This window comes from Pseudomonas sp. W2-17, from assembly GCF_041060445.1.
GTDB lineage: Bacteria > Pseudomonadota > Gammaproteobacteria > Pseudomonadales > Pseudomonadaceae > Aquipseudomonas.
The window spans coordinates 520,589-534,974 of sequence record NZ_JAUFNS010000001.1; the positions used below are offsets into that span (position 1 = coordinate 520,589).

General features: G+C 62.1%; 16 protein-coding genes. 15 read left to right on the plus strand and 1 reads right to left on the minus strand.

Going from position 1 to position 14,386, the window contains the following annotated elements:
* Window positions 1-74 precede the first annotated feature (74 nt).
* From QWI20_RS02315 to QWI20_RS02340, 6 genes are all read left to right on the plus strand, one after another.
* Window positions 75-2,294 (plus strand): primosomal protein N', encoded by a 2,220-nt coding sequence (locus QWI20_RS02315; protein ID WP_369303975.1) that lies wholly within the window; start codon window positions 75-77, stop codon window positions 2,292-2,294.
* A gap of 120 nt (window positions 2,295-2,414) precedes the next feature.
* The gene (argS, locus tag QWI20_RS02320; RefSeq protein ID WP_369303976.1) at window positions 2,415-4,160 is read left to right on the plus strand and encodes an arginine--tRNA ligase; all 1,746 of its coding nucleotides are present in this window, start codon (window positions 2,415-2,417) and stop codon (window positions 4,158-4,160) included.
* 1 nt (window position 4,161) lies between these two features.
* Entirely contained in the window at window positions 4,162-4,851 is a 690-nt protein-coding gene (locus QWI20_RS02325) for an SPOR domain-containing protein (protein WP_369303977.1), read from the plus strand.
* Window positions 4,852-5,127: 276 nt separating this feature from the next.
* Complete coding sequence (hslV, locus tag QWI20_RS02330) at window positions 5,128-5,658, plus strand: ATP-dependent protease subunit HslV (protein WP_074890792.1); 531 nt, start codon at window positions 5,128-5,130, stop codon at window positions 5,656-5,658.
* A 69-nt stretch (window positions 5,659-5,727) separates the two neighbouring features.
* The gene (gene hslU / locus QWI20_RS02335; RefSeq protein WP_369303978.1) at window positions 5,728-7,065 is read left to right on the plus strand and encodes an ATP-dependent protease ATPase subunit HslU; all 1,338 of its coding nucleotides are present in this window, start codon (window positions 5,728-5,730) and stop codon (window positions 7,063-7,065) included.
* 113 nt (window positions 7,066-7,178) lie between these two features.
* Window positions 7,179-7,556 carry a gamma-butyrobetaine hydroxylase-like domain-containing protein gene (locus tag QWI20_RS02340; protein ID WP_369303979.1) on the plus strand — a complete coding sequence of 126 codons (378 nt, stop codon included), beginning with the start codon at window positions 7,179-7,181 and terminating at the stop codon, window positions 7,554-7,556.
* Window positions 7,557-7,571: 15 nt separating this feature from the next.
* Here QWI20_RS02340 and QWI20_RS02345 read toward each other — a convergent pair whose 3' ends face one another.
* Window positions 7,572-7,850, minus strand: a complete 279-nt coding sequence (locus QWI20_RS02345; protein WP_369303980.1) for a polyhydroxyalkanoic acid system family protein — start codon at window positions 7,848-7,850, stop codon at window positions 7,572-7,574.
* A 141-nt stretch (window positions 7,851-7,991) separates the two neighbouring features.
* Between QWI20_RS02345 and ubiE the strand changes: the two genes are divergently transcribed.
* Genes ubiE through QWI20_RS02390 form a run of 9 tightly spaced genes read left to right on the plus strand, consistent with a single transcriptional unit; the run spans window position 7,992 to window position 14,199 of the window.
* Window positions 7,992-8,762: a bifunctional demethylmenaquinone methyltransferase/2-methoxy-6-polyprenyl-1,4-benzoquinol methylase UbiE gene (ubiE, locus tag QWI20_RS02350; protein WP_122534362.1), complete on the plus strand. Its 771-nt coding sequence runs from the start codon at window positions 7,992-7,994 to the stop codon at window positions 8,760-8,762.
* Window positions 8,762-9,385, plus strand: a complete 624-nt coding sequence (locus tag QWI20_RS02355) for an SCP2 domain-containing protein (RefSeq protein ID WP_369303981.1) — start codon at window positions 8,762-8,764, stop codon at window positions 9,383-9,385. Before ubiE ends, QWI20_RS02355 begins: the two co-directional genes overlap by 1 nt.
* A complete protein-coding gene (gene ubiB, locus QWI20_RS02360; RefSeq protein WP_369303982.1) occupies window positions 9,382-11,001 on the plus strand; it encodes a ubiquinone biosynthesis regulatory protein kinase UbiB in 1,620 nt (539 codons plus the stop codon). The genes QWI20_RS02355 and ubiB overlap by 4 nt, the downstream gene beginning before the upstream one ends.
* Before the next feature lie 56 nt (window positions 11,002-11,057).
* Window positions 11,058-11,450 carry a phosphoribosyl-AMP cyclohydrolase gene (gene hisI / locus QWI20_RS02365; protein ID WP_369303983.1) on the plus strand — a complete coding sequence of 131 codons (393 nt, stop codon included), beginning with the start codon at window positions 11,058-11,060 and terminating at the stop codon, window positions 11,448-11,450.
* 2 nt (window positions 11,451-11,452) lie between these two features.
* Window positions 11,453-11,785 (plus strand): phosphoribosyl-ATP diphosphatase, encoded by a 333-nt coding sequence (locus QWI20_RS02370; RefSeq protein ID WP_369303984.1) that lies wholly within the window; start codon window positions 11,453-11,455, stop codon window positions 11,783-11,785.
* A 42-nt stretch (window positions 11,786-11,827) separates the two neighbouring features.
* Window positions 11,828-12,112, plus strand: coding sequence for a twin-arginine translocase TatA/TatE family subunit (locus QWI20_RS02375; protein WP_065986662.1), 285 nt, complete (start codon window positions 11,828-11,830; stop codon window positions 12,110-12,112).
* Between the two features lie 10 nt (window positions 12,113-12,122).
* Complete coding sequence (tatB, locus tag QWI20_RS02380) at window positions 12,123-12,704, plus strand: Sec-independent protein translocase protein TatB (RefSeq protein WP_369303986.1); 582 nt, start codon at window positions 12,123-12,125, stop codon at window positions 12,702-12,704.
* Window positions 12,701-13,495, plus strand: coding sequence for a twin-arginine translocase subunit TatC (gene tatC, locus QWI20_RS02385; RefSeq protein ID WP_133774761.1), 795 nt, complete (start codon window positions 12,701-12,703; stop codon window positions 13,493-13,495). The genes tatB and tatC overlap by 4 nt, the downstream gene beginning before the upstream one ends.
* Window positions 13,492-14,199, plus strand: a complete 708-nt coding sequence (locus QWI20_RS02390) for a 16S rRNA (uracil(1498)-N(3))-methyltransferase (protein ID WP_369303988.1) — start codon at window positions 13,492-13,494, stop codon at window positions 14,197-14,199. The genes tatC and QWI20_RS02390 overlap by 4 nt, the downstream gene beginning before the upstream one ends.
* The last annotated feature ends 187 nt before the right edge of the window (window positions 14,200-14,386 follow it).

The window sequence follows — 14,386 nt, forward strand, 5'->3', positions numbered from 1 at the left end:
GCAAGGGAACGTTCACGCCGGTCGTCTGCTAAGATCGCGCCCTTCGTCATACTCCGTAACAGGATATCCCCCGCGTGCCCGACGCCATCTTGCGCCTCGCCCTGCCCTCGCCACTGCGCCGCTTGTTCGACTACCTTGCCCCCGCAGGTGTGGCACGCAGTGCGTTGCAGCCGGGGATGCGCCTGCGCGTGCCATTCGGCCGTCGGGAAATGATCGGCGTGCTGGTGGAAGTCGTCGATCACAGCGACGTGCCGGCCGACAAGCTCAAGCCGGCCATTGCCGTGCTGGACGCCGAAGCGCCGTTGCCGCCTGCACTGTTCAAGTTGTGCCTGTGGACGGCCCAGTATTACCAGCACAGCCTGGGCGACACCCTCAGTTGGGCGTTGCCGGTGTTGCTGCGTCAGGGCGAACCGGCGGAAGCGCGGCAGGAGCGGTTCTGGCACGCGGCGCCAGACGCCAGCGTCGATGACCCGCGCATCGCCCGGGCGCCGAAACAAAAAGAAGCGCTACGCACCCTGGCCCAGCACCCCCATGGTGTGGCTCACCAGTTGCTGAGCAAGCTGATGCTCAACCGCGACAGCCTGAATCTGCTGCTCGCCAAGGGACTGGTCACCGTCGAGGTGCGTGGTCATGGGCCGGTCGAGCGGCACGAGCACTGGCTGGCGCAGCCGGAGCTGCCGCTCAACACTGAGCAACGGGCCGCCTATGAAGCCATTCGTTCGGGTTTCGGCAGCTTCCACGCCTCACTGCTGGCGGGGGTCACCGGCAGCGGCAAGACCGAGGTGTACCTGCAGCTCATCCGCGAAACGCTGGAAGCGGGCAAGCAGGCGCTGGTGCTGATTCCGGAAATCAACCTGGGCCCGCAGACCCTCGCGCGTTTCGAGCAGCGATTCAACGCGCGCATCGCGCTGCTGCATTCGGCGGTCAACGATCGCGACCGGCTGGACGCCTGGCTGGCGGCGCGCGATGGCGAGGCCGACATCATCATCGGCACCCGCTCGGCGCTGTTCACCCCGATGAAAAACCCGGGGCTGATCATCATCGACGAGGAGCACGACGGCTCCTATAAACAGCAGGAAGGCCTGCGCTATCACGCCCGGGACCTGGCACTGGTGAGGGCGCATCAGGAGGACATCCCGATCGTGCTCGGCTCGGCAACGCCTTCGCTGGAAAGTCTGCACAACGCCCACACCGGTCGGTATGCGCTCCTGCGCCTGAATCAGCGCGCGGGCGGTGCTCAGCAACCCCGCTTCCTGCGTCTGGATGTCAAAAGCCGCCCGCTCGACAGCGGCATCTCGGGCCCGATGCAGCAGGCCATCGGTCAGACCCTGACGGCGGGCCAGCAAGTGCTGGTGTTCCTCAACCGGCGTGGGTTTGCCCCGACGCTGCTGTGTCACGACTGTGGCTGGCTGTCGGAATGCCCCCGCTGCGACGCGCGCATGACCGTGCACCAGCGCTCGGGCGAGCTGCGTTGTCACCATTGCGGCCATATCGAGCGGGTGCCACGCAATTGCCCGGCATGCGGCAAGGTCGATCTGCGCCCGGTGGGTGCGGGGACCGAGCGTGCCGAGGAGCGGCTGGCGATTCTGTTCCCCGACTACCCGGTGCTGCGCGTTGATCGGGACAGCACCTCGCGCAAGGACGCGATGAACCAGCTCTTCGCCACCATCCAGAAAGGCCAGCCGTGCATTTTGGTGGGCACGCAGATGCTCGCCAAAGGGCATCACTTCCCGCGCGTCACGCTGGTGTCGATTCTCGATGCCGATGGCGGGCTGTTCTCCGGTGACTTCCGCGCCAGCGAGCGCATGGCGCAATTGATTGTGCAGGTCGCAGGCAGAGCCGGTCGTGCCGAAGAGCCGGGCAGGGTGATCATCCAGACTCACCTGGCCGATCATCCTTTATTGATTCAACTGACCGAACAGGGCTATTTCGCGTTTGCCGAGCAGGCCCTGAGCGAACGTCGCGCCGCCGGGCTGCCGCCGTTTTCGCACCTGGCGCTGCTGCGCGCCGAAGCGCACAAGCCGGGTCAGGCCGAGGGGTTTCTTGACGAAGCCTGCACCGCAGCCGAGCGCTTGCTGAAGGACATGGCGCTGGGCGGCATTGAGCTGCTGGGCCCGGTTCCGGCACCGATGGAACGACGCGCCGGACGCTATCGCGCTCAGTTGCTGGTCCAGGCCAACGCCCGCGCGCCGCTGCACAAGCTGCTCGCGACCTGGCTGCTGACGCTGGAAAACATGCCGAGCGGGCGCCAGGTCAGATGGTCGCTGGACGTGGATCCGGTGGACCTTTATTGATTCGCATCGGTTGACCGCGCATCCAGCGCGGTTGGCAAGGTGGCCCCGGCCACGGATAATGCCCAGTTTTTCCACCCGCGCATCCAGGCGCGGCCGCGCTTGCGGTCGAAAGAGAGCACCATGAAAGACACCATTCGCCAGCTGATTCAACAAGCTCTGAGCCAACTCGTCACCGATGGCGTCTTGCCGGAAGGGCTGACGCCGGCGATTCAGGTGGAGAACGCCAAGGACAAGAAAAACGGCGACTTCGCCAGCAATATCGCCATGATGCTGGCCAAGCCTGCGGGCATGAAGCCGCGTGACCTGGCTGAAAAAATCGTCGCTGCGCTGCCTGCCGACGAGCAGATCACCCAGGTCGACATCGCCGGTCCCGGCTTCCTCAATTTCTTCCAGAACACCCAGGCCCTGGCTTCGCGTCTCGACGAAGCCCTCGCCGACGCGACCCTGTCCGTGCGCAAGAACGGCCCTGCGCAACGCGTTGTGGTCGACCTGTCCGCGCCGAACCTGGCCAAAGAGATGCACGTCGGCCACTTGCGTTCGACCATCATTGGCGACGGCGTGGCCAGCGTCCTGGAATTCCTTGGCGACACCGTAATCCGTCAGAACCACGTCGGCGACTGGGGCACTCAGTTCGGCATGCTGCTGGCCTATCTGCAGGAAACCCCGGCGACCAGCGACGAACTGGCTGACCTCGAAAACTTCTACCGCGCCGCCAAGGGCCGTTTCGACGAATCCGAAGAATTCGCCGAGCGCGCACGTGGCCTGGTGGTCAAGCTGCAAGCGGGCGACGCCGAGTGCCTGAGCCTGTGGACCCGCTTCAAAGACATCTCCCTGTCCCACTGTCAGGAAGTGTATGAACGCCTGAACGTCAAACTCACGCCGAAGGACGTCATGGGCGAAAGCGCCTACAACGACGACCTCGCCAATGTCGTCGCCGACCTGAAGAAGGCCGGACTGCTGGTCGAGAGCAATGGCGCGCAGTGTGTGTTTCTTGAAGAATTCAAAACCGCCGAAGGCACGCCGCTGCCGGTGATCGTGCAAAAGGCCGGTGGCGGTTATCTCTATGCCACCACTGACCTTGCCGCCATTCGCTACCGCAGCAACGTGCTGAAAGCCGATCGCGCGCTGTATTTCGTCGATCAGCGTCAGGCCCTGCACTTCCAGCAGGTCTTCGAAGTGGCGCGCCGCGCAGGCTTCGTCACCAACGGCATGCAGATGGAGCACATGGGCTTCGGCACCATGAACGGCGCCGATGGCCGTCCGTTCAAGACCCGCGATGGCGGCACGGTCAAGCTGGTCGACCTGCTCGACGAAGCTGAAGAGCGCGCCTATACGCTGGTCAAAGAGAAAAACCCGGACGTCGCCGAAGGCGAGTTGCGCTCGATCGCCAAGGCCGTGGGCATCAGCGCGGTGAAATACGCGGACCTGTCCAAGCATCGCGCCAGCGACTACAGCTTCAACTTCGACCAGATGCTCAGTTTCGAAGGCAACACCGCGCCTTATCTGCTGTACGCCTACACCCGTGTGGCCGGCGTGTTCCGCAAGCTCGAAGAAAAGGGCGAAAGCTTCAACGCGAGCGAGGGCCAAATCATCCTGGACGCCGTCCAGGAGCAAGACCTGGCCGCGCGCCTGGCGCAGTTCGGCGAGACCGTGAATACCGTTGCCGACAAGGGCACACCTCACGTGCTCTGCGCGTATCTGTATGACCTCGCCGGCCTGTTCTCCAGTTTCTACGAGAACTGCCCGATCCTGGCGGCGGAAAACCCGCAACAACAGCAAAGCCGTCTGCGCCTCGCCGCTCTGACCGGTCGCACCCTCAAGCAAGGCCTGCAGTTGCTGGGTCTGGACACTCTGGAGCGTATGTAAGTTGGCCGTTAAAAAGAAACCTGCTCCCAAGCGCGGCGCCAGCCGGTATCAGGCACCCGCCAAGAAGCCGATTCCGGGCTGGGTGTGGATGGCGATCGGCCTGACCGTCGGCGCTTTCGTTGTTTTTCTGATGAAGCTCGAACCCGGCAGCGGCGACGACATCAAGCGCGTCAAGGCTGAAGCCAAGGCCGCAAAGATCGCCGAAGCGAACAAGACGCCGCCCAGCCCGACCGCGCCTGTGAAGCCCAAATACGACTTCTACACGCTGTTGCCTGAGTCGGAAGTCATCGTGCCGAACGAGGCGGTGCCGGAGAAGACGCCACCGGTGGTTGCGCCAAGTACGCCGGTTACGCCTGAAGTGGCCGCGAAGATCGACACCGCTCGCGCCCAGGCGGCGCTCAGCGGTCTGACGCCACCGCCAGCGCCTACGGTGACCAAGCCGGCGGCGGTGACGACGTTCTTCCTGCAAGCGGGCTCGTTCCGCAAACAGGCCGACGCCGAGAAGGTGCGCGCGCAGATCATTCTGCTGGGGCAAACGTCGACTGTGGAGTCAGGCACGGTGAAGGATGAAACCTGGTACCGCGTGCTGGTCGGCCCGTTCAGCAACCGCGAACAGCTGACCACAGCGCAGAAGCAGCTGGCGGGCGGCGGTTTCAGCAACCTGCTGCTGCAACAGCGACAGGCTCGCTAGGGCACTGCCACCCGCCGCAGGGCAAAAAATTGGTCCCGCTCCACGCGGGGGCGATCAGTTGTAGGAGTGAGCTTGCTCGCGATGAAATCGGCACATCCAACCTAATGGGTGCCTGATTGACCGCAATCGCGAGCAAGCTCACTCCTACACAAACTTGAAGCAACTAGACGCACCACCATTCATCCCTCAACCCACTCAACGGTTGAAATACCCGCCCCCACCCCCATATGAGTTTCCATCAGGGCATTTTCGCCCCGCCGCGTGGAGACTCTCCCCTTGACCACCATCGTTTCAGTGCGCCGCCAAGGCAAAGTCGTCATGGCCGGTGACGGCCAGGTTTCCCTGGGCAATACCGTCATGAAAGGCAACGCCAAGAAAGTCCGGCGCCTTTACCACGGCCAGGTCATCGCCGGTTTCGCAGGCGCCACCGCTGACGCCTTCACCCTGTTCGAGCGTTTCGAAGCCCAGCTGGAAAAACACCAGGGTCACCTCGTGCGCGCCGCCGTAGAGCTGGCGAAAGAATGGCGTACCGACCGCTCCCTGAGTCGCCTTGAAGCCATGCTGGCCGTTGCCAACAAGGACGCTTCGCTGATCATTACCGGTAACGGTGACGTCGTTGAGCCCGAAGACGGCCTGATCGCCATGGGCTCCGGCGGCGCCTTCGCCCAGGCGGCGGCCCGCGCGCTGCTGCTGAAGACCGAACTCTCTGCCCGTGAAATCGCCGAAACCGCCTTGCACATTGCCGGCGACATCTGCGTGTTCACCAACCACAACATCACCATTGAGGAGCAGGACCTCGCCGAGTAAGCCTGAGGTGATGGCCGCCATTCATCGCGGCCTGCCCGACTTGCCATCTGCCGAGGACCGTTGAAAACCATGTCCATGACTCCCCGTGAAATCGTCCACGAACTCAATCGCCATATCATCGGCCAGGACGATGCCAAACGCGCCGTCGCCATCGCGCTGCGTAATCGCTGGCGCCGGATGCAGCTGCCTGAAGAGCTGCGCGTCGAAGTCACCCCCAAGAACATCCTGATGATCGGCCCGACCGGCGTCGGTAAAACCGAAATCGCCCGTCGTCTGGCGAAACTTGCCAACGCGCCGTTCATCAAGGTCGAAGCGACCAAGTTCACCGAAGTTGGCTACGTAGGCCGCGACGTCGAGTCGATCATCCGTGATCTGGCGGACGCTGCGATGAAGCTACTGCGTGAACAGGAAATCACCAAGGTTCGCCACCGCGCCGAAGACGCTGCTGAAGACCGCATTCTCGACGCCCTGCTGCCACCGGCGCGCGCGGGCTTCAACGAGGACGCGTCTTCAGGCAGCGATTCCAATACCCGCCAGCTGTTCCGCAAGCGTCTGCGCGAAGGTCAGCTGGACGACAAGGAAATCGAGATCGAGGTCGCTGAAATGGGCGGCGTCGATATTTCCGCGCCGCCGGGCATGGAAGAGATGACCAACCAGCTGCAAAGCCTGTTTGCCAACATGGGCAAGGGCAAGAAGAAGAGCCGCAAGCTGAAAGTCAAAGACGCGCTGAAGATGGTTCGCGATGAAGAAGCGGGCCGTCTGGTCAACGACGAAGAACTGAAAGCCAAGGCGCTGGAAGCGGTTGAGCAGCATGGCATCGTGTTCATCGACGAGATCGACAAAGTGGCCAAGCGCGGTAATGTCGGCGGCGCCGATGTGTCCCGCGAAGGCGTTCAGCGCGACTTGCTGCCCCTGATCGAGGGCTGCACCGTCAACACCAAGCTGGGCATGGTCAAGACCGATCACATCCTGTTCATCGCTTCCGGTGCGTTTCACCTGAGCAAGCCAAGCGATCTGGTGCCTGAGCTGCAGGGTCGTCTGCCGATTCGCGTCGAGCTAAAAGCCCTGAGCCCGCAGGATTTTGAACGCATTCTGACCGAACCCCATGCGTCGCTGACCGAGCAATACCGCGAGCTGCTGAAGACCGAAGGCCTGAACATCACGTTCCTGCCGGATGGCATCAAGCGTCTGGCCGAAATCGCCTGGCAGGTCAACGAGAAAACCGAGAACATCGGTGCGCGTCGCTTGCACACGCTGCTTGAGCGTTTGCTGGAAGAGGTTTCTTTCAGTGCCGGTGACCTGGCAGGCGCGCAGGATGGCGGAACAATTCAGATCGACGCTGAATACGTGAACAGTCACTTGGGTGAGCTGGCGGAAGACGAAGATCTGTCGCGCTACATTCTTTGATAGCAGCTGCAAGCTGTGAGCTTCAAGCTGCAAGCAGATTTCACTGGATACTGAATCTGCTTGGCTTGTGGCTTGTAGCTTGTAGCTTACAGCTCGCCGTTGAGACCACCTCTATGACCCGCATCCCCACCGCTATCCAGCTGCACAAAGCCTCGAAAGTCCTCAGCCTGAAATACGGGCCGGATGAGGAATACCGCTTGCCGGCGGAATTCCTGCGGGTGCACTCGCCGTCGGCGGAGGTGCAGGGCCATGGCAATCCGATTCTGCAGTTCGGCAAGCTGGGCGTCGGGCTCACCAAAGTGGAGCCCGCCGGCCAGTACGCGCTGAAACTGACCTTCGATGACGGTCATGACAGCGGATTGTTTACCTGGGAATACCTGGAGCAACTGGCGCAACGCCAGACGCAACTCTGGGACGAGTATCTGGCTGAACTCAAGGCCGCCGGCAAATCCCGCGACCCTTCCGAGCAAGTCATCAGGCTGATGCTTTAGCCTTTTCTCTGGACCTCAGGCCGTCAACACCTTGTCCAGTTGCCGTTCAACTTCCGACTGAATCGAACCGCTCATGGCGGAGAGGAAGAAGTTGAGGTCGATGTTTACCCGCACCCATTCATCTTCGACCGCGACCGTGCCCTTGGCGCCCTTGCCTTCCAGCGCCACGGTGTCGCCTGTCCACTCGTGCTCGATGCCGTACTTGTCGAACAGCTTCTGCAGCATGATCTCAGCCTTCTCGCGGGCCTTTTCCTTTCCCAGCGTGTGCTGGCGTTCCACGGTAATTCTGGCCACTGACGGGCTCCTGCTTGGGCTTAAATCGTCGGCGCACTATACCAGCGGCCCGAAGCGAAGAAACTGTTGGCCGTGCGCCTTGTCAAGACAAAGCCAGCCCCGACGATTAGAATGGCGCCACTTTATTCCGGTGACAGCGATATGAATGATCCGCGCAAAGGCAGCGATGCCGAACCCATCACCCACTTCGGTTACAAAAACGTACCGGAAAGCCAGAAGGCCGAGAAAGTCGCCGAGGTGTTTCACTCCGTCGCGGCCAAATATGACCTGATGAATGACGTACTGTCCGGCGGCATGCATCGCCTCTGGAAGCGCTTCACCATCGAACTGTCCGGCGTTCGCAGCGGCAACCGCGTGCTTGACATCGCAGGCGGCACCGGTGATTTGGCGAAGAAGTTCTCCCATCTTGTGGGCCCGACCGGCGAAGTCGTGCTGGCCGACATCAACGCTTCGATGCTCAAGGTCGGTCGTGACCGCCTGCTGGATCGCGGCGTGGCCGGCAACATCAAGTTCGTCCAGGCCGACGCTGAAAAGCTGCCGTTCCCTGACAACTACTTCGACTGCGTAACCATCGCCTTCGGCCTGCGCAACGTGACGCACAAGGAAGACGCGATCCGCTCCATGCTGCGCGTGCTCAAGCCGGGTGGTCGTTTGCTGGTGCTGGAATTCTCCAAGCCCACCAGCAAAGTCATGTCCAAGATCTACGACGCCTACTCGTTCGCCTTCATGCCGCTGGCCGGCAAGCTGATCACCAACGATTCGGAAAGCTATCGCTATCTGGCGGAGTCGATCCGCATGCACCCTGATCAGGAAACCCTGAAGTCGATGATGGTCCAGGCCGGTTTCGACCGCGTGACCTACCACAACATGACCTCCGGCATCGTCGCGCTGCACCGGGGCATCAAGCCCTGATGCTGATCAACGGCTTGCTCGCCAGTGCCGAGCACGGCATCAACCGCGTGCTGCGCATGGACAGCAAGGCCTTGCCGCGCCTTGACCGGCTGAGCGGCAAGGTCATCGCGATCGAGTGCACCAGCCCGGCGTTTCATCTGCACGTGCTGCCCAGTGACGACGGTTTGATGCTGGCGGCGAACTGGGAAGGCGGCGCCGACGTAACCCTGCGCGCGCCCGCTGCGAGCCTGATGCGCCTGGCGATGAGCAAAGACAAAAATGCCGTGCTGCACAGCCCGGAAGTCGAGCTGGAGGGCGAAAGCACCGTGCTGCTTGAGCTGGTGGGCGTGCTGCAGGACCTGGACCTCGACTGGGAATACGAGCTGCAACGCTGGCTCGGCCCCGTCGCGGCGCCCCTGATCGGCGGGCATCTGCGCAACAGCGCGCGCTGGACCCGCGACAGCGCAGCCAGCCTCAACCACAACCTGGCCGAATACCTGGCCGAAGAATCCCGCACGCTGGTCGGCAAACGCGAGGCCGAAGCCCGCTTCGCCGAACTGGATCAGACCAAACAAGACCTGGAACGCCTCGAAGCCCGCTTCGAGCGTCTGGCCCACTCCCTCAAATCCAGCGATAACGCATGAGCCTGCTTGCCGTCCGCCGCCTGTTTCGCATCCAGCGTGTCGTAATCCGTTACCGCCTTGATGATCTGTTGTTCGCCCTGCCCCTGCCATGGTGGCTGCTGGCCGTGCGCTTTGTACTGCCATGGCGCTGGCTGCCGCGGCGCAAGAACGAACTGAGCCGTGGCGCGCGTCTGCGGCTGGCGCTACAGGACCTGGGGCCGATTTTCATCAAGTTCGGGCAGCTGCTGTCCACCCGTCGCGATCTGCTGCCTGAGGATATCGCCGACGAGCTGATGATGCTGCAGGACCGCGTGCCGCCGTTCGACTCCGCCAAAGCCGTTGCGCTGATCGAATCGCAGCTGGGCGCGAAGATCAGCGAGGTCTTCAGCCGTTTCGACGTGGCTCCGCTGGCTTCCGCGTCTGTCGCTCAAGTCCACGCCGCGCGCCTGAAAACAGGCGAAGAAGTGGTGGTGAAGGTCGTGCGGCCGGGTCTGAAGCCGATCATTGGCTCTGACTTGGCGTGGCTGTTCATCCTGGCGAAGATTGCCGAGCGGGTTTCCGCTGATGCGCGACTGCTGCACCCGGTGGACGTGGTCGCCGATTACGAAAAAACCATCTACGACGAACTCGACCTGTTGCGCGAGGCGGCCAACTCCAGCCAGCTGCGCCGTAACTTCGAAGGCTCGACCATGCTTTACGTGCCGCAGGTCTACTGGGACTGGTGCCGGCCGAAGGTGTTGGTCATGGAGCGCATCTACGGCGTGCAAGTGACCGATCTGGCAACCCTCGCCGATCAGCGCACCGACATGAAGAAGCTGGCCGAGCGCGGCGTCGAGCTGTTCTTCACCCAGGTCTTCCGTGACAGCTTTTTCCACGCCGATATGCACCCCGGCAACATTTTCGTCAGCACGGTCACGCCGTGGGATCCGCAGTACATTGCCATCGACTGCGGCATTGTCGGCAGCCTGACCCCCGAGGATCAGGACTATCTGGCGCGCAACCTGTTTGCCTTCTTCAAGCGCGACTACCGCCGTGTGGCCCAGCTGCACATTGATTCGGGCTGGGTGCCGGCCGAGACCAAACTGAATGAGTTCGAGGCCGCGATTCGTACCGTGTGCGAGCCGATTTTCGAGAAGCCGCTGAAGGACATTTCCTTTGGCCAGGTGCTGATGCGCCTGTTCCAGACCGCTCGGCGCTTTAACATGGAAGTGCAGCCGCAACTGGTGCTGCTGCAAAAGACGCTCCTCAATATCGAAGGCCTGGGCCGTCAGCTGTATCCAGAGCTGGATCTCTGGGCGACTGCGCAGCCGTTCCTCGAGCGCTGGATGCGCGAGCGCGTCAGCCCGAAGACGCTGCTCGGCAACCTGCAGTCCCAGGTCGAACAAATTCCTCATCTGGCGAACATGACCCGGGATTTGCTTGAGCGCCTGTCCCAGCCCCATCGCCACGATCCGCCGCCGCCCTATCGGCGCGACGGCGATCATTGGGCCCTGCGCTTGCTCGGCGCTGGCCTGCTGGCCGGTGGCGTTCTGTTGGCGATCACCCATACCCAGACCGGCGAAGCGCTGAACACCCTGAGTGCCTGGCCAGCCTTGCTGATGCTGGCGGCAGGCGTCTATCTGGTCGTTCGCCGATAGCCATCGGCGCGAGCCGCTGGCACACTAACCCTCCCCTGGAGCGGCCGGAGCCGACGATGAAAGACTGGCTGGACGAGATTAAGTGGGACAAGGACGGTCTGGTTCCCGCCATCGCGCAGGACCACAAGACCGGTCGCGTGCTGATGATGGCCTGGATGAACCGCGAAGCCTTGAGCCTGACTGCCAGCGAACAGCGCGCTATCTATTGGTCACGTTCACGTGGCAAGTTGTGGCGAAAGGGCGAAGAATCGGGCCACGTGCAGAAGCTTCATGAACTGCGCCTGGATTGTGATGCTGACGTCATTATCCTGATGGTCGAGCAAATCGGCGGCATCGCTTGCCATACCGGCCGCGAGAGCTGCTTCTACCGCGTCTACGACGACGCAGGCTGGAAGACCGTGGACCCGGTGCTCAAAGACCCGCATGCCATTTACCAAGCAGGACACTGAACATGACTGATACCTTGTCACGCCTTGCCGAGGCGCTTGAAGCACGCAAGGGCGCGGCTGCCGACTCTTCTTACGTCGCCAGCCTTTATCACAAGGGATTGAACAAGATTCTGGAGAAGGTCGGCGAAGAGTCGGTCGAAACCATAATCGCTGCCAAGGACGCTGCCATCAGCGGTGACTGCAGTGATGTCGTCTACGAAACCGCCGACTTGTGGTTCCACAGCATGGTGATGCTTGCCCAACTGGGCCAGCACCCGCAAGCCGTGCTCGATGAGCTGGACCGCCGTTTCGGCCTGTCCGGCCACGCCGAGAAAGCGTCTCGCTCGGCGGAATAAACACCTGGGCTGCGGCCCGAAATTTCTTGTGAGGAACGCGTCATGGGCATTTTTGACTGGAAACACTGGATCGTCATTCTTGTGGTTGTCGTGCTGGTGTTCGGCACCAAGAAACTCAAGAACCTGGGGACTGACGTGGGTGAGTCGATCAAGGGCTTTCGCAAGGCCATGAATGACGACGACAAGCACCCGGAAGAGCCAACCGTGCAGCCGCCGGTTCAGCCACAGCCGACAGCGCAGCCTGTGCCTCCGACTCAGCCGCTGCACCAGCCGCACACCATCGACGCTCAGGCACAACGAGTCGAAGACCCCCTCCGCAAAGACTAGGTCGTGACGCATGTTTGGTATCAGCTTTTCTGAACTGCTGCTGGTCGGCCTCGTTGCCCTGCTAGTGCTGGGCCCCGAGCGTCTGCCGGGCGCAGCACGGACGGCCGGGCTCTGGATCGGCCGCCTGAAACGCAGCTTCAATGCGATCAAACAGGAAGTTGAGCGCGAAATCGGCGCTGACGAAATTCGGCGTCAGTTGCACAACGAGCACATTCTTTCGCTGGAAGAAGAAGCCCGTAAGATCATGCAGCCGCAGCAACCGCCTGCTGCGCCTGTCGCCCCGGCGGCCCCGGCGGAAACTGCTGCGCCCGCGCCGGCCGAACCTGCTGCCGAGACCCCGGTTTCACCGGCTCCGGCCTCTACAGCACCGGTTATGGGTGCCGCATCTCCAGTACAAAGCGCAGACATTGGCCCGGCCGCTCCGGCTGAAAGTGCGTCGGTTACACCGCCGCCTGTTCACGTTGGGCCTGCCGCGCCTGCTGCACCAGAATCCGCATCTGCACCTGCATCCGCGCCCGTCATCACCCCCGCAACAGCGGTGCAAAGCGCGCCCTCTGCCAACGATTCGTCACTGCCACCACGAGCCCCATGAGCGAAATTCCGGAAAATGACCAGCAAATGCCGCTGGTCTCGCACCTGACAGAACTGCGCTCGCGACTGCTGCGCTGCGTGCTGGCGATTTTTGTGATCTTCGGCGCGCTGTTCTACTTCACCCAGAAGATCTACACCTTCGTTTCTGCCCCGCTGCGCAAGTTTCTGCCTGACGGCGCCACCATGATCGCGACCGATGTGGCCTCGCCGTTCATCACGCCGTTCAAGCTGACGATGATGGTGGCGCTGTTCCTGGCGATGCCGGTGATTCTGTATCAGATCTGGGGCTTCATCGCGCCGGGCCTGTACAAGCATGAAAAACGCGTCGCCGTGCCGCTGCTGGTATCGAGCATCATCCTGTTTTATGCCGGGATGGCATTTGCCTACTTCCTGGTCTTCCCGCTGATTTTCCACTTCTTCGCCAGCGTCACCCCGGAAGGCGTGTCGATGATGACGGACATCGCCAGTTACCTCGACTTCGTCATGACGCTGTTCTTGGCGTTTGGTGTCGCGTTCGAGATTCCGGTGGCAGTTGTGCTGCTGGTGTGGATCGGCATCGTCGACGTCAAATACCTAAAGAAGATTCGCCCGTACGTGGTGATTGGCTGCTTTGTGGTCGGCATGATCCTCACCCCGCCGGACATCTTTTCGCAGACCCTGCTGGCCGTGCCGATGTGGCTGCTGTTTGAAATCGGCGTGTTGTGCAGTTCGATGATCACCAAGCGCGGTGACCATGAAGACGACGAAAAAGCCGAAGACGAACAGAGCCAACCCCCAGCGACCCAGCCGTGAATCTGCTGTTGCTGGAGGACGCCGACTTTATCGCGGCGGACCGGGTTGTGCTGCGCGACCGGCGCCTCAAGCACATGCAGGAAGTGCATCGCAGCGAGGTGGGCGACAGCCTGCGCGTCGGCCGGGTTAACGGGCTGATGGGCAGCGCGCAACTGCTGCGGCTGGAGCCTCGGGAAGCCGAGCTTTCGGTGAGCTTCGAGCACGCCCCGCCGGCCAAACTCTCTCTGACGCTGATCCTGGCACTGCCCCGCCCGAAGATGCTGCGCCGGGTGTTTCAGACCGTAGCGACGATGGGTGTGCCCAAGGTCATCCTGGTCAACAGTTACCGCGTCGAAAAAAGCTTCTGGCAGACGCCTTTTCTGGAGCCTGCGGCCATTCGTGAGCAGTTGATTCTCGGGCTGGAACAGGCCCGGGACAGCGTGCTGCCGGAGATCGTCATCGAGAAGCGCTTCAAGCCCTTCGTTGAAGACAGACTGCCCGCCATTGTGGAAGGGACACTGGGGTTGGTCGGCCATCCGGGTGACTTCCCCGCCTGCCCGCGTGCGGTCGAGCAACCTGTCACCCTGGCCATCGGCCCTGAAGGCGGCTGGATTCCCTACGAAGTTGATTTGCTGCACGCCTCGGGTCTTAATCCAGTCCAGCTGGGCGCGCGAATCCTGCGCGTCGAAACCGCCGTCACCGCGCTGCTCGCCCGGTTGTTCTAGGGCCCGCGCACATCGAACATGGGGACACCCGTTTCCCCGCAGACGCAAAACCTGGGGGAGCGAGCTTGCTCGCGAAGGGGCCGGTACATCCGATAGATGTTCAGCATTGGTAATACCGTCTTCGTGAGCAAGCTCACTCCCACAAGATCTATGTTTGCTGTGCCCACGCGCGGTTTCAGAACGCAGA